The sequence below is a fragment of the Cellulomonas sp. Leaf395 genome (assembly GCF_001424125.1).
Classification (GTDB): Bacteria; Actinomycetota; Actinomycetes; order Actinomycetales; family Cellulomonadaceae; genus Cellulomonas.
Map to the genome: position 1 here is coordinate 375212 of NZ_LMQI01000001.1, position 18241 is coordinate 393452.

General features: G+C 70.7%; 16 protein-coding genes. 10 read left to right on the plus strand and 6 right to left on the minus strand.

Annotated elements, in window-relative coordinates; all coding sequences use genetic code 11:
- Positions 1 to 14 precede the first annotated feature (14 nt).
- Complete coding sequence (locus tag ASG23_RS01800) at positions 15 to 767, plus strand: SDR family NAD(P)-dependent oxidoreductase (protein WP_056019212.1); 753 nt, start codon at positions 15 to 17, stop codon at positions 765 to 767.
- On the opposite strand, the gene ASG23_RS01805 is transcribed toward ASG23_RS01800, so the two are convergent.
- Positions 752 to 2032: a glycosyltransferase gene (locus tag ASG23_RS01805; RefSeq protein WP_056019216.1), complete on the minus strand. Its 1281-nt coding sequence runs from the start codon at positions 2030 to 2032 to the stop codon at positions 752 to 754. The genes ASG23_RS01800 and ASG23_RS01805 overlap by 16 nt on opposite strands.
- A 165-nt stretch (positions 2033 to 2197) precedes the next feature.
- Complete coding sequence (locus tag ASG23_RS01810) at positions 2198 to 3229, minus strand: LacI family DNA-binding transcriptional regulator (protein WP_082515668.1); 1032 nt, start codon at positions 3227 to 3229, stop codon at positions 2198 to 2200.
- Positions 3230 to 3581: 352 nt separating this feature from the next.
- On the opposite strand from ASG23_RS01810, the gene ASG23_RS01815 reads away from it, so the two are divergent.
- The 8 genes from ASG23_RS01815 to ASG23_RS01850 all read left to right on the plus strand — a co-directional run bounded on the left by ASG23_RS01815 (position 3582) and on the right by ASG23_RS01850 (position 13668).
- Positions 3582 to 4901, plus strand: a complete 1320-nt coding sequence (locus tag ASG23_RS01815; protein ID WP_056019219.1) for an ABC transporter substrate-binding protein — start codon at positions 3582 to 3584, stop codon at positions 4899 to 4901.
- A gap of 230 nt (positions 4902 to 5131) precedes the next feature.
- A complete protein-coding gene (locus tag ASG23_RS01820; RefSeq protein ID WP_235520806.1) occupies positions 5132 to 5965 on the plus strand; it encodes a carbohydrate ABC transporter permease in 834 nt (277 codons plus the stop codon).
- Positions 5958 to 6770 (plus strand): carbohydrate ABC transporter permease, encoded by an 813-nt coding sequence (locus tag ASG23_RS01825; RefSeq protein WP_056019224.1) that lies wholly within the window; start codon positions 5958 to 5960, stop codon positions 6768 to 6770. The genes ASG23_RS01820 and ASG23_RS01825 overlap by 8 nt, the downstream gene beginning before the upstream one ends.
- A complete protein-coding gene (locus ASG23_RS01830) occupies positions 6767 to 9772 on the plus strand; it encodes a glycoside hydrolase family 2 TIM barrel-domain containing protein (RefSeq protein WP_056019227.1) in 3006 nt (1001 codons plus the stop codon). The genes ASG23_RS01825 and ASG23_RS01830 overlap by 4 nt, the downstream gene beginning before the upstream one ends.
- A 113-nt stretch (positions 9773 to 9885) precedes the next feature.
- Positions 9886 to 10527 (plus strand): hypothetical protein, encoded by a 642-nt coding sequence (locus ASG23_RS01835; RefSeq protein ID WP_056019230.1) that lies wholly within the window; start codon positions 9886 to 9888, stop codon positions 10525 to 10527.
- A 168-nt stretch (positions 10528 to 10695) separates the two neighbouring features.
- Positions 10696 to 12036 (plus strand): NADP-specific glutamate dehydrogenase, encoded by a 1341-nt coding sequence (gene gdhA, locus ASG23_RS01840; protein WP_056019233.1) that lies wholly within the window; start codon positions 10696 to 10698, stop codon positions 12034 to 12036.
- Positions 12037 to 12423: 387 nt separating this feature from the next.
- Entirely contained in the window at positions 12424 to 13002 is a 579-nt protein-coding gene (locus tag ASG23_RS01845; RefSeq protein ID WP_157465473.1) for a hypothetical protein, read from the plus strand.
- Positions 13003 to 13368: 366 nt separating this feature from the next.
- The gene (locus ASG23_RS01850; protein ID WP_056019239.1) at positions 13369 to 13668 is read left to right on the plus strand and encodes a hypothetical protein; all 300 of its coding nucleotides are present in this window, start codon (positions 13369 to 13371) and stop codon (positions 13666 to 13668) included.
- A 3-nt stretch (positions 13669 to 13671) separates the two neighbouring features.
- Here ASG23_RS01850 and ASG23_RS01855 read toward each other — a convergent pair whose 3' ends face one another.
- The 4 genes from ASG23_RS01855 to ASG23_RS01870 all read right to left on the minus strand — a co-directional run bounded on the left by ASG23_RS01855 (position 13672) and on the right by ASG23_RS01870 (position 16805).
- Positions 13672 to 14382: a hypothetical protein gene (locus ASG23_RS01855; protein WP_056019242.1), complete on the minus strand. Its 711-nt coding sequence runs from the start codon at positions 14380 to 14382 to the stop codon at positions 13672 to 13674.
- Positions 14383 to 14493: 111 nt separating this feature from the next.
- Positions 14494 to 14922, minus strand: a complete 429-nt coding sequence (locus ASG23_RS01860; RefSeq protein WP_056019245.1) for a YdeI/OmpD-associated family protein — start codon at positions 14920 to 14922, stop codon at positions 14494 to 14496.
- A 13-nt stretch (positions 14923 to 14935) separates the two neighbouring features.
- Positions 14936 to 15652, minus strand: a complete 717-nt coding sequence (locus ASG23_RS01865) for a DUF5701 family protein (protein WP_056019248.1) — start codon at positions 15650 to 15652, stop codon at positions 14936 to 14938.
- A 49-nt stretch (positions 15653 to 15701) separates the two neighbouring features.
- On the minus strand, positions 15702 to 16805 hold the full coding sequence (locus ASG23_RS01870) for a hypothetical protein (protein ID WP_056019251.1): 1104 nt from the start codon (positions 16803 to 16805) through the stop codon (positions 15702 to 15704).
- Between the two features lie 295 nt (positions 16806 to 17100).
- Between ASG23_RS01870 and ASG23_RS01875 the strand changes: the two genes are divergently transcribed.
- The gene (locus ASG23_RS01875; RefSeq protein WP_056019254.1) at positions 17101 to 18240 is read left to right on the plus strand and encodes a M15 family metallopeptidase; all 1140 of its coding nucleotides are present in this window, start codon (positions 17101 to 17103) and stop codon (positions 18238 to 18240) included.
- Position 18241 lies beyond the last annotated feature (1 nt).

Consider the following 18241-nt stretch of genomic DNA (forward strand, 5'->3'; position numbering starts at 1 on the left):
GTACGTTCGAACGTATGGCTACCTACGACGTGTTCGAGAGAGCCGCGATCGTCACCGGCGGCGGATCAGGTATCGGGAAGGCGACGGCTGAGCTCTTGGCAGCCAACGGGGCGCGGGTGCTCGTCGCCGACATGTCCGACAGCGCAGCGGTTGTCGCGGAAGCGATCACCGCAGCGGGCGGTGTGGCATCGGCGTTCATCGGGGATGTCACCGATCCGGAGGGATGCCGGGCGATGGTCGCAGCGGCCGGCGAGCTCGGCCCGGTTCGTATCGCTGTGAACAACGCGGGGATCGGCGGCGAGATCGCACTGACCGCCGACTACAGCGTGGAGGGCTGGCGCCGGGTCATCGACGTCAACCTCAACAGCGTCTTCTACTGCATGCAGGCTGAGCTGCCTGCCATCGTGGCGGCCGGCGGCGGGTCGATCGTGAACATGGCCTCGATCCTCGGGATGGTCGGGTTCGGCATGTCCTCGGCCTACGTCACGGCCAAGCACGGCCTGCTCGGGCTGACCAAGAACGGCGCGCTCGAGTATGCGGCGCACGGTGTGAGGGTGAACGCCGTCGGCCCCGGATTCATCGCGACGCCGATGGTGGAGACAAGCCTCGACCTGCCGACCAGGGAGTTCCTCGCAGGCAAGCACGCGCTCGGGCGGTTGGGGCGGCCGGACGAGGTCGCCGCACTGGTGGCCTTCCTCGCCAGCGATGCGGCGTCGTTCATCACCGGGAGCTACCACCTGGTGGACGGCGGCTACACCGCGTCGTAGGACTGGTCCGCCAGCGCCTCGATCTCGTCTGCCGCGCTGGGCTGCACGCGTGCCTCGGCGGCAAGCATCTGGGCTGCGTCGTGGGCGTTGGCGGTGAAGGTGGGCTCGTCGAGCACGCACCGGATGGCGGAGGCGATGCGGCCGGCCGTCGGGCGGCGGGTGAGCTGTACGCCGGCGGAGAGGCGAACCACACGCCGGGCGTTGGCACGCTGGTCGCGCCCCATGGGTAGGCAGACCAGCGGTACCCCGGCGGCGAGCGACTTCATGACCGTGCCGTGTCCGGCGTGGGTGACGACGACCGCCGCCTCGCGCAGGACCTCCCGGTGCGGTGCGGCGGCGACAACTCTCACGTTGTGGCGTGCGGGAACGTCCCGCGGGTGCACTGCCTTGCCGGTGGTGATCACCGCACGTACCGGCAGCGAGCCGAGCGCTGCGGCGACGGTCTGCAGCATGGCGGTCTGTCGCTGGTACACCGAGCTCATCGCGACGAGCACGAGCGGTCCGTCTCCGTCCGGACGCCAGTCCTCCGCCCGGCTGGACCAGTCCGGGTCGTCGAGCTGTGGCCCGACATAGCGGACGTTCGCCGGGAGCGGGGCGGGGTAGTCGAAGCCCGGGCTGCTCAGCACCAGCAGGCGGTCGAGCTGGTCCATCTGCCCGAACAGGTCCGTCACGGGCGGCAGGCCGTACCGGGCCCGCACCGTGTTCAACGGCCGGGCCATGAGCCTGGTCGCGAGCAGGGCGCCGTCGAGGGCCATCGCATCCCGCAGCCGTCCCAAGGGGCTGACCCCGGGTGACCACGAGGTCGCCAGCGGTGGCCGGCCCCGCACGGGCCGCACATAGAGGTTTGCCATCAGTCCGGCGCAGGGCAGACCCGACGCCAGCGCCCCGATCAGCAGCCCCGGGAGCATCGACTCGACCACCAGGGCGTGAGGCGAGTGCGTCCGTGCCGCCCGCAGAACGTCGTCGGCGAAGCGACCAGTGGCGTCACCGCTGGCGAACCGTCGAGCCGTCTGGACCCGCTCACGTGGGCTTCCGTGCTCGAGCGCGGCGAAGGCGGCCGTCTGGTCGGCAACGGAGTCGAAGTGCGGCGCGGTCGTCCACGGGGTGAACGCGCATCCCGCAGCCCGAGCCGACGGCCCGACGGTGGGATCTGCGAGGACGACGACCTCGTGCCCGCGGCGCACCAGCTCCGCGGCGACACCGAGCATCGGCGGCACGGTGCCGCCCGCGTCGAAGGCTGCCAGGAGCAGCCGAGCGCCGGTCACGGTGGAGTCCCCTGCATGCGGCGTACCGACGGCATGGTGCCTCCTGCTACCTCAGGCCTCCCTGGCCAGGGTATGACCCGTCCGCGCTCGCAGTCACCGTCGTCGTCCTGCGTATCGCGGGGTGCGCGCGGTCGTCGGTCTGCTGTGCGTGAGCCGGACCGCGGTTCAGCGCGGCGGGGGGGCGGTGCTCGCCCGGACGACGAGCTCCGTGGGAATCACCGTCAAGGCGGGCGGCGGGAGCGACCGTGACCGGAGCTGACCGACGACGAGGCTGATGAGCGCACGGCCGATGGCGGGGAAGTCCTGCCGGACGGTCGTCAGGGGCGGTGTGGTCCAGCCGCTGACGGCGATGTCATCGAAGCCCACCACGGACACGTCGTCAGGCACGCGGCGGCCCTGCTCGTGCAGCGCCCGCACGAGGCCGAGCGCCATCTCGTCGTTGCCGCAGAACACGGCGGTCACCTCGGGGTCGGCCGCGAGCCGCTTGCCTTCCTCGTAGCCGGAGCGCGCGCTCCAGTCCCCGTACACCGGCTCGGGTGGACGCATCCCGGCTTCCAGGAGGCAGCGGCGCCACGTGCCGCTGCGCACCAGGGCGTGCTCCGAGTCCTGCGGCCCAGCGAGGTGGTGCACGGTGCGGTGGCCCAGGCCGAGCAGGTGGCGGACCGCATCCTCGCTGCCTTGGACCTGGTCGGCGCTGACGGTGGGGTAGTGGCCCGCGAACTTGGAGAAGGACACCGCCACCGGCATGCCGGCGGGGAGCGCCAGCGTCGCCGGCGACGCCTGCTCGGCCCGCATGATGACGAGGCCGTCGATGGCTTGGTGCGAGATGCGATGTGCTGCGCTCTCCCAGCTCTCCCGAGCCGGGTTGCGCACGTGCAGGAGCGTGACCGAGTAGTCCTCGAGCGCGGCGGCTTCGACAAGGGCCTCGGCGGTGAGGGCCTCGCCCGTGCGCTGGAAGCCGGTCGAGAGCACGCCGATGGCGCCGAACGTGCCGTTCCGCAGCGCCTGCGCCGCCCGGTTCGGCGAGTACCCGAGCTGGTCCATGGCCTGCATGACGCGTGCGCGGGTACTCGGTCGGACGGACTCGGCGCCCGTCGAGACGCGCGAGACTGTCTGGGGTGAGACGCCCGCGAGGCGGGCGACGTCGCCGATCGAGGGACCTGAGCGGCGGCGGCCAGGTGCTGACGCGGTTGTCATGGCGCGATGCTAGTGGGAAAGGGCGATGGTGACGTCACCAATGGCCCAGAATGCATGCCGGACCGTTACCAAAGCGTCGCCGAGCAGATCGGAACTCGCTGCTATGGTGACGTCACCAAACGCTAGAGAGGGTCGAGTGACGCCGTTGTTGCTCGTGGTCGGTGTGGACGAGACCCCTGTGGCGCGGAGCTGGTAACCGACTGACCCTCAGCACGGCGCACGACCTCCAAACAGCACAGTCGACCTATCCCGCTCACCCGCCGCGACGTAGCGTGGGGCGAGCGGGAGCCGGCGGCTCGGCGAGAGCCGGCGACGGTCCACGGGACGACCAACAGCACGAAGGGATCACCCGATGAAGAAGACACGCACGCTCGGCGCGCTGGGCGCCGTCTTGTCGTTGAGCCTCGCCCTCGCCGCATGCAGCGGCGGGGACGACGACGCTGCGAGCGGCGACGGGGCCAGCGGGAGCGGTGAAGGCGGCGACAACACCTTGACGGTCTGGGCATGGGACCCGGCGTTCAACATCTACGCCCTCGAGGAGGCCGAGAAGGTCTTCCAGGCGGACAACCCGGACTTCAAGCTCGAGATCGTCGAGACGCCGTGGGACGACGTGCAGACCAAGCTGACCACGCTGGCCCAGTCGGGTGAGACCGACCAGCTGCCCGACATCTTCCTCATGCAGAACAACGCATTCCAGAAGAACGTCATCAACTACCCGGACATCTTCGCCGACTTCGCGGACTCCGACGTGGACTTCAGCGAGTTCCCCGAGTCCGTCGTCGCCTACTCCACGTACGAGGACGTCAACTACGGGGTGCCGTTCGACAACGGGACCGCGATCGGTGCGTACCGGACGGACATCCTCGAGCAGGCCGGCTACACGGTCGACGACTTCACCGACATCACGTGGGACGAGTTCCTCACGATCGGTAAGGACGTGCTCGCCAAGACGGGCAAGCCGATGCTGACCGGCCAGGCCGGCTCGGCCGACACGATCATGATGATGCTGCAGAGCGCAGGAGCGAGCCTGTTCGACGACGAGGGCAAGCCGACGATCACCGACAACGAGGCGCTGCTGGCCGCGATCGACATGTACGGGCAGATGGTCGACGCCGGCATCTATGTCGAGGTCAACTCGTGGGACGAGTACATCAACACGATCGTGAACTCGAACACGGCCGCTGTCGTCAACGGCATCTGGATCTCCGGGTCCATCCAGTCCGCCCCCGACCAGTCCGGCAAGTGGGCCGTCACCAACGTCCCGAAGCTCGATGGCGTCGACGGCGCGACCAACTACACGGCGAACGGCGGCTCGTCCTGGGCGATCACTCCGAATGGCAACGAAGCGCTCGCCAGCGACTTCCTGAACGCGACGTTCGCCGGCTCGACCGACTTCTACGACACGATCCTCCCGAAGTCCGGCGCGCTCGCCAACTGGCTTCCTGCGGGTGAGTCGGACGTCTACAACGAGCCGCAGGAGTTCTACGGCGGGCAGGCGATCTACGCCGACGTCCTGAAGTTCGCCGCAGAGGTGCCCAGCAACAACACGGGCGCGTACTACTACGAGGGTCGTGACGCCGTGAGCGTCGCCATCACCAACATCATGAACGGCACCGACCCGGCTGCCGCGCTCGAGGAGGCGCAGCAGACCGTCGAGTTCGCCATGGGGTGATGCTAGGGCGGGCGGCGGAGGCCAGTCCACGGCTCCGCCGCCCGCACTCTGCCCTGTCCGTCACCACGAAGAAGAGGTGATGCTGCGTGTCTGCTCCCACCGCACCAACCGAGGGCCGCGCGCCGGACGCGCCCCCTCAAGGGACGAAGAAGTCCCGTCCAACCAGGCTGCCCAAGACGCCACTGTCGGCGATACAGCGCCGTCGCAGCCTGACCGGGTGGGCGTTCATCGTGCCCGCCGCATTCATCATCGTGCTGGTCAACTTCTGGCCGATGTTCGAGGCGCTCCTCCTGTCTTTTCAGACGGGACGCGGGACCCAGCTGAGCTGGGCAGACCCGCTGTTGTTGAACTATCAGCGGCTGTTCCAGGACGAGACGTTCCGGCTGACGCTCGCCACGACGTTCATCTACCTGATCATCCAGGTGCCGATCATGCTGGTGCTCGCGATGGTGCTGGCGAACCTGCTCAACGCGCCGTGGCTCAAGTACAAGGGATTCTGGCGGACGGCGATCTTCCTGCCGTGCGCGGTGGGCCTGGTGTCGTACTCGCTGGTGTTCCGGCAGATGTTCGCGACGGACGGCCTCGCCAACGACCTGCTCATAAACTTCGGGATCCTCGATGATCCCGTCAACTGGCTCGGCCAGACGGGCACCGCCCGGATGGTGATCATCCTGGGCCTGCTGTGGCGCTGGACCGGCTACAACATGATCTTCTTCCTGGCCGCCCTGCAGAACATCGACCGGTCGACTCTGGAAGCTGCCCGCGTCGATGGTGCAAACGGGTTCAAGACCTTCTGGTACGTGACCATGCCGCAGCTCAAGCCCATCATCCTGCTCTGCGCGATCCTGTCGACCAATGGAACGCTGCAGATGTTCGACGAGTCGTACAACCTCACCAACGGTGGCCCCGGGAACACGACGATGACGGTGTCGCACTACCTGTACAACGTGTCGTTCCGGAACAGCCCGAACTTCGGATACGCGGCTGCGATCTCCTACGCGATCCTCATCATCGTGGCCGTGCTGGCCGCCATTCAAATGAAGGTGGGCGACAAGCGTGACTAGGACAACACTTCGCCGGATCCCCGCATACGTGTTCCTGTCGGTCGCCGTCGTTCTGTCGGTCTTCCCGCTCTACTTCATGGCTGTCTCGGCGACGAACACGAGCAACGACGTCGTGGCGTCCAAGCTGCTGCCGGGCGGCCACCTCGTCGAGAACTTCCAGACGCTCGTCAGCTCCCAACCCCTGTGGTCGGCGTCCTACCACTCGGCGGTCAATGCCATCGCGACGACCGTGCTCGCCCTGATTCTGTGCTCGATCGCCGGGTACGCGTTCGAGATCTACCACTCGCGGGCGAAGGACAGTGTCATGGCCTTCCTGCTCCTGGCGATCATGATCCCGTTCGCGGCAACGATGATCCCGTTGTTCCGCCTCTTCGCGGATCTGGGAATGGTGAACTCGACGCTCGCGGTCATCCTGCCCTTGGTCGCGACGCCGTTCCTGATCCTGCTGTTCCGGCAGGCATCGCGCTCGTTCCCGCACGAGATCATCGAGGCGGCGCGCCTCGACGGGCTGGGCGAGGTGAGCATCTTCGCGCGCATCTACCTGCCCACGATGAAGCCAACCCTTGCTGCTGCGGGTGTCATCACCTTTCTGTTCTCGTGGAACAACTTCTTGTGGCCGAAGGTGATTCTCGTCGACAACGCGTACCAGACCCTGCCGATGCTGCTCTCGAACATGCGCGCCGGGTACGTCACCGACTACGGAAGCCTCATGCTCGCCGTGCTCATCGTGTCGGTGCCGACGATGGTCGTCTTCCTCGCGCTGCAGCGCCACTTTGCCGAGGGCGTCACGGGGGCCATCAAGTGACCTTCGACCTCGACCGCATCGCCGACCCCGAGTACGTCAAGGAGAACAGGCTCGACCCGCATTCCGACCACCGGTGGTTCGCCTCCCCGCAGGAGGCGGCGACCGGGACGAGCTCCTTCGAGCAGTCGCTCAACGGGCTGTGGAAGCTGCACTACGCGAAGAGCCCTGCCTTCGTCGTCCCCGGCTTCGAGCGGGTGGACGTCGACGACTCCGGCTGGGACGACGTGCCGGTACCCGCCCATCTGCAGCTGCTCGGCTACGACCGCCCGCAGTACACCAACGTGCAGTACCCGTGGGACGGCTACGAGCAGCTCGAGCCCGGGCAGGTGCCCCAGCGGTACAACCCCGTGGCGACGTACCGCCGCACGTTCACCCTCGAGCACCCGCTCGAGGATGGCGAGCGGCTGAGCGTCAGCTTCCACGGCGCGGAGAGCGCCGTGGCCGTGTGGCTGAACGGCGCCTACGTCGGCTACGGGACGGACTCGTTCACTCCGTCGGAGTTCGACCTCACCGACGCGTTGGTCGACGGGGAGAACCTCATCGTGGCGCAGGTGGTCCGGTGGAGCGCCGGGTCGTGGATCGAGGACCAGGACTTCTTCCGGTTCTCGGGCCTGTTCCGGGACGTCGTCCTGTACCGCCGGCCCAGCGTGCACGTCGAGGACGTCCGAGTGGTGACCGACGTCGCCGACGACCTCTCCGAGGCGACGGTGCGCGTGCGCGTCGTGCTGGCCGGCGAAGGCCGGGTGGACGCAGGGATCGACGGTGCCGGAGAGCTCGATGGCGACGACGAGCTCGTCGTCCGCATCGAGAACCCGCGGCTGTGGAGCACGGAGGACCCTCACCTGTACGACCTCACGCTCGACGTGCACGACGCGTCGGGCCGCCTGACCGAGCACGTCCCTGTACGGGTGGGCGTGCGCCGGTTCGGCATCGAGGACGGCCTGCTGAAGGTCAACGGGTCCCGCGTGGTCTTCAACGGGGTGAACCGGCACGACTTCGGCCTGCAGGGTCGCGTCATGACCCGTGAGCAGACGGAGGCCGACATCCGGCTCCTGAAGCGGCTGAACATCAACGCGGTGCGGACCAGCCACTACCCGAACAACTCGTACTTCTACGAGCTGTGCGATGAGTACGGCCTGTACGTCATCGACGAGATGAACCTCGAGTCGCACGGGATGTGGGACCGGGTGCGGTTCGGTGGGGCGGGGGTCGAGGAGGCGCTGCCCGGGGACCGCCCCGAGTGGTTGCCCACCCTGCTCGACCGCGCCGCAAGCATGCTGGAGCGGGACAAGAACCACCCGAGCGTCGTCATGTGGTCGTGCGGCAACGAGTCGTTCGGTGGGACGGACATCCTGGAGGTCTCGGAGTACTTCCGTCGCCAGGACTCCCGGCCGGTGCACTACGAAGGCGTCCACTGGGACCCGCGGCACCCGCAGACGACCGATGTCGTCTCGCGGATGTACGCGCCGGCCGCCGAGATCGAGGAGTTCCTCGCGACGCACCGCGACAAGCCCTACCTGCTGTGCGAGTACGCCCACTCGATGGGCAACTCGTTCGGAGCAGTCCACAAGTACGTCGACCTCGCCTACCGTGAGCCGCTGTTCCAGGGGGGCTTCATCTGGGACTTCGCGGATCAGGCACTGCGGCGCACCGACTCCGCTGGTCGCGAGTACTTCGGGTACGGCGGTGACTTCGGTGACGCGCCGCACGACTCGGACTTCAGCGGCAACGGCATCGTCTTCGCCGATCGCACCCTCAAGCCGATCGCCCAGGAGGTGCGCTACCTCTATCAGGGCTACCGGCTGACGGTCAGCGAGGACAAGGTCACGGTCGAGAACCGTCACCTCGCCACCCCGTCGTCGGCGCACGAGTGCGTGGTGACCGTGGCCCGGGAGGGCCGGGTGCTCCAGGAGGAGGTGCTCGAGACTGCCGTCCCACCCGGGGCTTCGCAGGTCTACGCCCTTCCCGTCACGGTGCCGACCGCACCAGGGGAGTACACCGTCGACGTGTCCTTCCGGCTGCGTCGCACCACCCGCTGGGCGTCGGCCGGGCACGAGGTGGCGCACGAGCAGACGGTCGTGGTCGTCGCGGGCTCCGCGCCGGCACGCCGGGCCGCCGCGCCGGAGGTCGTCTACGGCATCCACAACGTGGGCGTGCGAGGGCGGCACTTCACGGTCCTGTTCTCACGGCTGCACGGAGGGCTGGTCTCGTACCGCTACGGGCTGTCGCACGACGGCGGCCGCGAGCTGCTGCGCTCGGTCCCCCAGCCGAGTTTCTGGCACGCGCCCACCTCCAACGAGCGCGGGTGGGGCGCCCCCGCGCAAGATGGCGCGTGGCTCGTCGCCAGCCGGTATGCGACGGCCGTCCGCGGCCCCGACGAGCCCGCGGTCGAGCAGACCGACGACGGCGTGCGCGTCCGCTTCCGGTACGAGCTGCCCACCGCACCGGCGGGGGAGTGCGAGCTCTCCTACCTGGTGGATGGTGACGGTCGCGTCGAGGTGAGCCTCACGGTGCGACCCGGCGCAGGGTTGTCGGACATGCCGGAGCTCGGTCTCCTCCTGGCGACCGACAAGGCGTTCCACCGCCTGCGCTGGTACGGGGACGGGCCCGAGGAGTCCTATGTCGACCGTCGAGCAGGCGCTCGGCTGGGTGTGTGGGAGGCCGACGTCCGAACCGCGCTCACGCCGTACCTGCGTCCGCAGGAGGCGGGCAGCCGGACCGGCGTGCGCTGGGCCACCGTGACCGACGAGCAAGGTGCTGGTCTGCGGGTGGAGTCGGACCACGGCATGGAGCTGTCGGCGCTGCCCTGGACGCCGTTCGAGATCGAGAACGCCGCGCACCACACCGAGCTGCCGCCGATCTACCAGACGGTCCTGCGGCCGGCGCTCCAGCGCCGCGGGGTCGGCGGCGACGACTCCTGGGGTGCGCAGACCCATCCCGAGTACCGACTGCCGACGGATACCGAGCTGACGTTCCGGTTCGCGTTCCGCGGACTCCTCTAGGCGCTCCACGTCGAAGGCCCTGTGACCAGCGGAATCGCTGGCGCGGGGCCTTCGTCGCGCAACCGTCCGTGTCGTCGCACGGATCGAGGGCAGGAACCCCCTACATTGCAGGCATGGCTGACATCCTCTTGGGCATCCTCGCAATCCTCGCCGGGGGCGCCATGCTCTTCGCGGGCCAGTTCGTGCTGCGGCTCGTCCTGCCGATCTGGGGATTCTTCGCCGGGTTCGCCTTCGGGGCAGGGCTGTTCGCTGAGCTCGCAGACGAGCGTTTCCTCGGCACGGTGCTCGGCTGGGTCTCGGGGTTCGTCTTCGCCCTGATCTTCGCGGTGCTCGCCTACTTCTCCTACGCCGTGGCCGTAGTCCTGGCCATGGCAGCGTTCGGCTACGCGATCGGTGCCGGCACGGTCGTCGCCCTGGGGATCGACTGGAACTGGGTCGCGATCCTCGTGGGAGTCGCCGTCGGTGCGGCCCTCGGTCTGGTGGCGGTCCTCGGGAACATGCCGATGATCGTGCTCGCGGTGGCCAGCTCCCTCGCGGGTGCTGTCACCGTGGTCGCCGGCCTGATGCTGCTGGTGGGCTCCCTGAACTCCGCCGACTTCACGGACGGCGACGTCAGCCGCGCAGCCGACGCAGGTTGGGGCTGGTACCTGCTGCTGGTCGTGCTGGCTCTGGTCGGTATCGTCGCCCAGACCCGGGAACGGGTCGCGATCCGCCGCTCCGTCAACGAGGCCTGGTTGGCCCAGAGCCGCGCCTGACACACCGCGCGACCGCCCCGGAGCGGCGAACGTCACAGCGGCACGGGCCCCGCGAGGGACCTAGGGCCCGGGCGAGACCTCGAGCACCGGCGCAACCTGGACTGCAGGAAGTGTCCGTGCACGCGATGACGTGCGGCCGCACGGGCGCGCGACGAGCGGAGTGGACAGATGAAGGACCAGCTGGAGACCGTCCTCGACCAGGTGCTGCAGCGCAACCCGGGCGAGCGGGAGTTCCACCAGGCAGTGCACGAGGTGTTCGACTCACTCGAGCCGGTGCTGCGCAAGCACCCGCAGTACGTCGACGCCGCCGTGCTCGGCCGGCTGTGCGAGCCCGAGCGCCAGATCATCTTCCGGGTGCCGTGGGTCGACGACGCCGGGCAGGTGCAGATCAACCGCGGGTTCCGCGTCGAGTACAACTCGGCCCTCGGCCCGTACAAGGGCGGCCTGCGCTTCCACCCGTCGGTGTACCTGGGCATCATCAAGTTCCTCGGCTTCGAGCAGGTCTTCAAGAACGCGCTCACCGGCATGCCCATCGGCGGCGGCAAGGGCGGCTCCGACTTCGATCCGCGCGGTCGCTCCAACGGCGAGGTCATGCGGTTCTGCCAGTCGTTCATGACCGAGCTGTACCGCCACATCGGCGAGCACACCGACGTCCCCGCCGGCGACATCGGCGTCGGCGGCCGCGAGATCGGCTACCTGTTCGGCCAGTACAAGCGGATCACCAACCGCTACGAGTCCGGCGTGCTCACGGGCAAGGGCCTCACCTGGGGCGGCTCGCTCGTGCGCACCGAGGCGACCGGCTACGGCACGGTCCTGTTCGCCGAGCGCATGCTCATGACCAAGGGCCAGTCGTTCGACGGCCGGCGCGTGCTCGTCTCCGGCACGGGCAACGTCGCCCAGTACGCGATCCAGAAGGCCCAGCAGCTCGGCGCGAACGTCGTCGGGTGCTCCGACTCCACCGGCTACGTCGTGGACGAGACCGGCATCGACCTCGCCCTGCTCCAGCAGACCCGCGAGGCCGACCGCCTCCCCGTGTCGGTCTACGCCGAGCGGCGCGGCGCGTCCGCGACCTTCGTGCCCGGCCGCCGGGTGTGGGAGGTCGGCGCAGACATCGCGTTGCCCTGCGCCACGCAGAACGAGCTCGACGAGGACGATGCCCTCGCCCTCATCGGGTCCGGCCTGGTCGCCGTCGCCGAGGGCGCGAACATGCCCACCACCCCGAAGGCCGCCGCGCTCCTGCAGGAGGCCGGCGTGCTCTACGCCCCCGGCAAGGCCGCGAACGCCGGTGGCGTCGCGACGTCCGCGCTCGAGATGCAGCAGAACGCCAGCCGCGACTCGTGGACCTTCGAGTACACCGAGCAGCGCCTGGCCGGGATCATGCACTCCATCCACGACCGGTGCCTCGCGACGGCCGACGAGTACGAGGCGCCCGGCAACTACGTGGTCGGCGCGAACGTCGCCGGGTTCATCAAGGTCGCCGACGCCATGCTGGCCCTCGGCGTCGTCTGACCGCTCCGCGCGACCGGCACGGCCTGCTGCGCAGCAGCTCGGCAGACACCGATGCCGACCTCGGACGGACCCGGGGTCGGCATCGCGCTGCAGTCGTCGGCCGCACCTTCACTCGCCGAGAGGGCCGCCGTCTGACCTCAGCGGTGCAGGCTGGCGCGCTCTCGGCAGTGCGGAGTACGGTGTCGACGATCGTGACAATTCGGACACCTGGTCGCCATCGTCTCGCCGCCGAGACGCCGTCGCCGCCGTTGCCCGCCGCCGTCACCCGCGGCCAACCGGGTGGAGCAGCCGAGTGCGAGGTCCTGGCTTCCGGCGCGACAGATGGGTAGTTCCGCGTTGTCGGACGCCCCGTCGAGGAACCGACCTCCGCGATGACGGAGGCAAACCATGAGCAAGACCTTCCGTGCAGGCGTGATCCGTATGGGCACCGTCGGCGTGCTGGCGCTCGCGCTGGTCGGCGTGGCAGCGCCGGGTCAGGCCACCCCGCCCATCGACACCTGGCAGGAGACGTGGGACGACACAGCCATCGACGTGTGCGACGGGGGAACCGCCGACACGTCGGACGACATCACGATCGAGTCGCACTACGTCGGCTCCGCGGACTTCGTGGTGCGCGAACGAGGGGGGAACGGACTCTTCTACTACACGGTCGACGGCCAGCAGAGCTCGACGTACACCAATGTCGACACAGGGCTGTACTGGACCGCGGTGAACAGGTGGCACGAGAAGGATCTCTCGATCACCGCGGACGACGAGGGGATCCTCACCATCCGCGTCGGGAGCGCGTTCTTCTTCAAGGTGTACAGCGCGGACGGCATCCAGGGTGGCCTGAACGTCGGCCGCAGCGAGTTCACCGTCGTCTACGACCCGGCGACCGACACCGAGCTCTCCTTCACGGTGACCAAGGACGTCGGCGGGAGGACCGCCATGCAGTTCTGCGAGGACGCCCTGCGCTACACCACCTGATCATCGCTCCGGAGCCCGCGGGCGTCCCGCCGTGTGGGGCGGGACGCCCCGTGCTGTTCTCGCTCGCGCTCGCCGCGGGAGCCTGGCACGGCCGACGGTGCCGCGTCGCCGTCATCCCCGGAACAGGCAGCGCTCCGACCTGCCACGATCGGCGCGTGACCGACACGGCGGTGCTGCCCGGACCAGGCGACGCCCGCCGACGGCCGCCAGCTACGGTGACGCCCATGGACCGTCGCCCTGCAGGTGTTCCTCGGCGTGCCGATCGTGACGGCCGGGGTCATCGCGCTGCCGATCCAGCCGGACCTCGTCGCCCTCGACCGAGTCTGACCGCCCTCATGCGCGGGGCAGAGATCACGAGCTGACGCGATGCCTTCCTACCGGGTGACCGCGACGATCGGCCTGCTGCAGCCCGGCGTCGCCGCGCCCGACGTGCTGCCGCAGGCCGTCGCCGTCGCCGAGGCCATGACCACCGTCGAGGCCCACGATGTCGCCGTCGTGCGCGGTCAGGCGCGGGTGACCGTGCGGTTCCAGGCCGACGACGACCAGACCGCGCGACGCGTCGGGTGGGCGGTGCTGGCGCGGCTCGACGAGCTGGCGGACATCAGCGGACGGACCGTGAGTCGCAGGTTCGGGTCGCGCTGGTACCCGGTCCGCGCGCAGACCTGACGGTCAGGTCCGGTCGATCGTGAGGCTCCCCAGGCCGCCCGCAACCGTGATCTCGTAGTGGTCGTCGCCCTCGTCAAAGCCGTCGGACGTCAGGACCGTCCCGGCACCGATGCCCTGGGTGGTCTCGCCGTCGATCTCGACCCCACCCGCCCCGGACGTGACAAGCACTCGCGCACCGACGCCGTCCGGCAGGTGGATGACGAGGTGGTCCGCGCCGGCGCGCTGCTCGACCGGCACGCTCCCGTCGGGGGTCGGCAGCGTCAGCTCGATGCTGCGAGCACCGCCGTCGAGCACGATCCCCGTCACGCTCGTGTCGCCCAGGTCGGCGTCCACGGTGTCGGCGCCGGCGGTCAGGTCGACCGTCCACGCGACGTCGTCGGCCAGCCGGACGACCGCGGCGCCGCCGTCCAGGACGACAACGTGCGTGCCGTCGGACTGCTCCGTCTCCGGCCGCGAGTCGGGGTCGGTGGCGCTGACCTCGAGCAGGTCGCCCGGAGCGGCGTCGGTGCCGAGCGTGATCGACGACGCGCGGCCGGTCAGCGAGAGCACGGCCTCGTCCGCCAAGCCGCGGTCGACCGTGACCGGCTCCTCGCGGTCGTCCGTCTCCTCGAAGACGCCGTCTGGGCGCGGGTTCGGGTCGAAGGGCCACACCGAGCACCCGGTGACCAGTGCCAGTCCCGCGGTGACCAGGGCGGCGATGACGAGTCTGCGCATCCCGGGACGCTAGCGGCGGCCGGCCGCCGCCGCCCGTCGAGAGGCGTGGTCAGCCCCGACGACGAGGATGTCCTCCGGTCGTGCGGCGGCGCGCCACGCGTGCACGTCTGGCTAGCTCAGCTCGGCGACGGCCTTCGCGATCCGGCGCTCGCGGGTCTCCGCGGTCTTCGCGGCCTCGATCGGCTCGACGATCGCCCGCTGCCTGCTGAACGACAGGGCGTCGAACGCGGCGCGGGCAGGACCGGACAGGGCGGTCGCGAGGTCGTCGGGGACCTCGACCGTGCGCGGGGCGTCGTCGTGCTCGATGTCGACGTCGACCTCCTCGCCGGCCTCGACCCCGGCGGCCGCGCGGTTCTCCGCGCTCAGCGGCAGCATCGTCTCGCCGCGGTACGGCGTCACGGTACTGCGGTACGAGTGGCCGTTGATCGTCACGACGACGGGGAACCGCGCCCCGCGGTCCATCGCGGCGACCGTCTCCGGGGGGACCGGGATGCCCGTCGCGGACGTGCCCGCCAGCCGGATCGTGCTGCGAAAGCGCATCTGGCCACCCTAGCTACGCGTCGGAGCGGACCACACGGTCGGTGGCGGACGCGGTGCCGAGCCACGTGTGCGGGTTGCGGTCCCAGCACCAGCCCAGCTTCGCCCGGCGCTCGCTGATCCACACCGCCGGCACCCGCTGATTGGTGCCCGTGCGCGACGCCAGCAGGGAGAAGCACTTGTTCGGGCGCAGCATGTCGGGACGCACCACGACGAGCGCCACGCCCTCGTCGATGGTCAGCGGGGTGCGCCCGCGGCCGGTGATCGTCACGAGCGCGTCCTCGGGCCGGACGTTGCAGAGGTCCGACCCGGTGTCGACACCCCACAGCAGGTACGGCACCGCGGGCACCTCGAGGCCAGGCAGGGACCGGTAGGTCGGGGCCTCGTCGCGGTCGATGACGCTGACCCCGAGGCGGGTGCCGCGGCGCATCGCGGGGGCGACGTCGTTGAGGTCCAGGCCGGGGAGCACGAGGACGAACGGCACGTCGTCGCCCTCGACGGCGGGCGGTGCCTTGGGGGTCGTGGCGACCTCCGCCAACGGTGCGAGCCGCGCACGGAACGCGGCGGGGTCCTCATCGAGCAGCGTGGCGATGCCCAGCTCGACGTACGCGGTGATCTGGCGGTCGAGCTCCGCGCGGACGTCGGCCGTGGGGTCGAACGCCGTCGCGGCGGCGGACGGCGGCCCGGTGACGGTGGGCAGGCGGGGGTCGACAGCGGTGACGGGGACGCCCATGGTTTCCTCTCAGGTCGCTGGTCCGGACCAGCCCCACGGTCCCACGGGGTCAGAGCAGCGGCTCGCCCTGGCCCAGGATCAGCGGGTCACCGACGGGCAGCGCGGGTCGCGTCCGGCCCTCGCCGCGCGACGCGGCGCTGTAGCGGTGCGCGATGACGAGGCTCGGTGCCCCCGTGTCCGACGCCTCGACGAACACCGCGTCGCCCTCCTGCTCCGGCAGCTGCCCGAACCAGGCGACCGCCGCACGCGCCGCCCCCGTGCTGCGCACCCACGCGCGGGCCTCCTGCAACGCCAGAGCGGGGTCGCCCTCGAACCGGTGGGGCTGGTGGCTCTGCGCGGGTCTGCCGTCGACGACCGCGAACGGTGCGGCTGCGCCCCCCTGCGCGAGCGCGACCTCGAGGGCTTGCTCGAGCACGCCCAGGGCGATGTCCTGCGCGGCCGCCGACGGCGGGTGCGGCAGGTCGGCGGGTGCCCGGTACGCGGGGAGTGCCGGCGGTGCGGCAGGCGGTGGGGGAGGTGTGGCAGCGGCTGCGGTCGCCTCGACGGCGGGCAGGACTGCGGTCGCGCTGGCCGGCTGGGCTGCGGTCGCCCTGGCGGAAAGCGTCGCGGGCTCGTCCGCTCGGAAGTCGTCCGCCGTGCGCGTCGGGACGCGCGGGGTCGGCACGCCGTGCCCGGTCGGCGCCGCCAGGTGCGCGGCGGCTGCGGCGACATACTCGGCGACCCACGTGGGCGTGCTGCCCGTCCGCCAGCGCGTCGCGACGTCGGCAAGCGGCAGCGCGGCATCCTCGCCCGAGAGCGACACGACCGCGGGGGTGGGTGCGGCGCCGGCGGTGCGCAGAGCCCACCGGGAGTCCGGGACGCGCGCCACGACCAGGTCGCCGACCCCGACGCCGAGTGCCATGACCATGGAGTGCGGGACCGGCGCGCCGGGTTCGGCCGCCCAGTGCGTCCGCGTGGCGTGCAGCAGGGCGCCGACGGCCGCGGGGTCCGTCAGGTCGACGCCGCTGGCCCGGAGGTGGGCGCGGGCCCGGTCGAGATGACCTACCTCGGCGGCGGTGAGGGGCCTGACCCCGGGGACGATGGCGTGGCCTGCTGGCGTGGAGGAGTGTGCGCCGGACGCGGGGACGGACAGCGTCGGGAGCAGATCAGTCATGCGGGCGGATCGGCGCGCTGCGGGGTGCCCTTGAGCGCGTCGACGCGGTTCCACCGGATGGCCGTTGGGTGCCGCTGAGCCCGCGCGCCAGCTCGTCACCTCCGCCCGAAATCGTGCGTTGCAACAGACGAGTTCGGCGGGGACTGACGAGTTCGGCGAGCACTGACGAGTTCGGCGAGCTCTGCGGGGGTGTCGGGGTGGCGGTTAGCCTTGCTGGCGGGTCGCAGAACCGTCGCACGTAGGGGAGCTCGATATTCGCCGACCGCCGCGCAGCATCGTCGCTGTCGTCGCCGCCGTGCTGGTGGTCGGCGGTGCCGGTGGTGCGTGGGCCTGGTCGGAGCACGAGGATCGCGTGGCCGCGGAGCAGGCCGCGACGCAGGAACGTGCGGCCGACGCCCTCGAGGCGCAGGTGCGCGACGCCGATGCCCTCCAGGCGCTGGCCGCCGACGCCGCCGCGGTCCACGCCGCCACCGTCCGGGTCGACGCCCGCGCCGCGCTCGCCACAGCCGCCGAGCTGGGGCGCACGACTCTCGCCGCGACCCAGGACCGCGTCGCCGACGACGCGGTGCGACAGACGCTCGTCGCGATCCTGTCAGATGCCGATGCAGCCCTCGCCACGACGGACCCGACAGCCCCGACGGACCCGGCAGCGACGACCGACTCGGCGGCCGCGACCGACCCGGCGGCGGCGACGGACCCGGCGGCGACGGACCCGGCAGCCGCAGCCGGGGCGACCGGCGCCCGCAGCGCCACGGGGCTCCGCGCGGTCGCCGCCACCCTCGCCGCGGCCACCGCCGCGGTGTCCGCCGCGCACGAGGCCTGGTTGCAGGCCGAGGCTGCTGCTGCGGCGGCCGCGGCTGCTGCCGACGCAGCCCGGGCGACCACGCCCCGACCCTCGGCGAGACCCGTCACCGGCGGCGCCGCGGCGAGACCTTCCACCGGCGGCGCCGCCGCGCCCTCGTGCGACACGACCTACACGGGTCCGCCGTTCTACACCTCCCCTGCCACGGCGGGAGGCGACGGGTCGAACGGCAGGCTGCCCCCCGACGCACTCACCGCGATCTCGTGGGACGTCGACCCGCGCGGCACGCCGTACTACCTGACCAACGCGGCGGCGGCGGCGCTGGAGCGCCTGAACACCGGGTTCCGCGCCCAGTTCGGGCACCACCTCGACCTCGACCTCACCTACCGCGACTACGACACCCAGGTGGCGATGCGCGCCGCGCTCGGGTCGGTCGCTGCCACGCCGGGCACGTCGTCGCACGGCACCGGCCTCGCCCTCGACGTGCCCGAGCTCCCGTGTGAGTACGGCTGGGGCACCCCGCAGCGCGACTGGCTGGTGGCCAACGGACCCGCGTACGGGTGGGTGTCGCCGTCGTGGGCGGGCCGGAACGGCTCGAACCCGGAGTACTGGCACTTCGAGTTCCGCGGCTGAG

Bases quoted from the DNA above. Each gene is read 5' to 3' on its own strand.
- ASG23_RS01800 (WP_056019212.1), top strand. From the start codon at position 15: ATGGCTACCTACGACGTGTTCGAGAGAGCCGCGATCGTCACCGGCGGC.
- ASG23_RS01870 (WP_056019251.1), bottom strand. From the start codon at position 16,805: ATGACTGATCTGCTCCCGACGCTGTCCGTCCCCGCGTCCGGCGCACAC.
- gdhA (WP_056019233.1), top strand. From the start codon at position 10,696: ATGAAGGACCAGCTGGAGACCGTCCTCGACCAGGTGCTGCAGCGCAAC.
- ASG23_RS01835 (WP_056019230.1), top strand. From the start codon at position 9,886: ATGGCTGACATCCTCTTGGGCATCCTCGCAATCCTCGCCGGGGGCGCC.
- ASG23_RS01865 (WP_056019248.1), bottom strand. From the start codon at position 15,652: ATGGGCGTCCCCGTCACCGCTGTCGACCCCCGCCTGCCCACCGTCACC.
- ASG23_RS01850 (WP_056019239.1), top strand. From the start codon at position 13,369: ATGCCTTCCTACCGGGTGACCGCGACGATCGGCCTGCTGCAGCCCGGC.
- ASG23_RS01810 (WP_082515668.1), bottom strand. From the start codon at position 3,229: ATGACAACCGCGTCAGCACCTGGCCGCCGCCGCTCAGGTCCCTCGATC.
- ASG23_RS01860 (WP_056019245.1), bottom strand. From the start codon at position 14,922: ATGCGCTTTCGCAGCACGATCCGGCTGGCGGGCACGTCCGCGACGGGC.
- ASG23_RS01815 (WP_056019219.1), top strand. From the start codon at position 3,582: ATGAAGAAGACACGCACGCTCGGCGCGCTGGGCGCCGTCTTGTCGTTG.
- ASG23_RS01845 (WP_157465473.1), top strand. From the start codon at position 12,424: ATGAGCAAGACCTTCCGTGCAGGCGTGATCCGTATGGGCACCGTCGGC.
- ASG23_RS01855 (WP_056019242.1), bottom strand. From the start codon at position 14,382: ATGCGCAGACTCGTCATCGCCGCCCTGGTCACCGCGGGACTGGCACTG.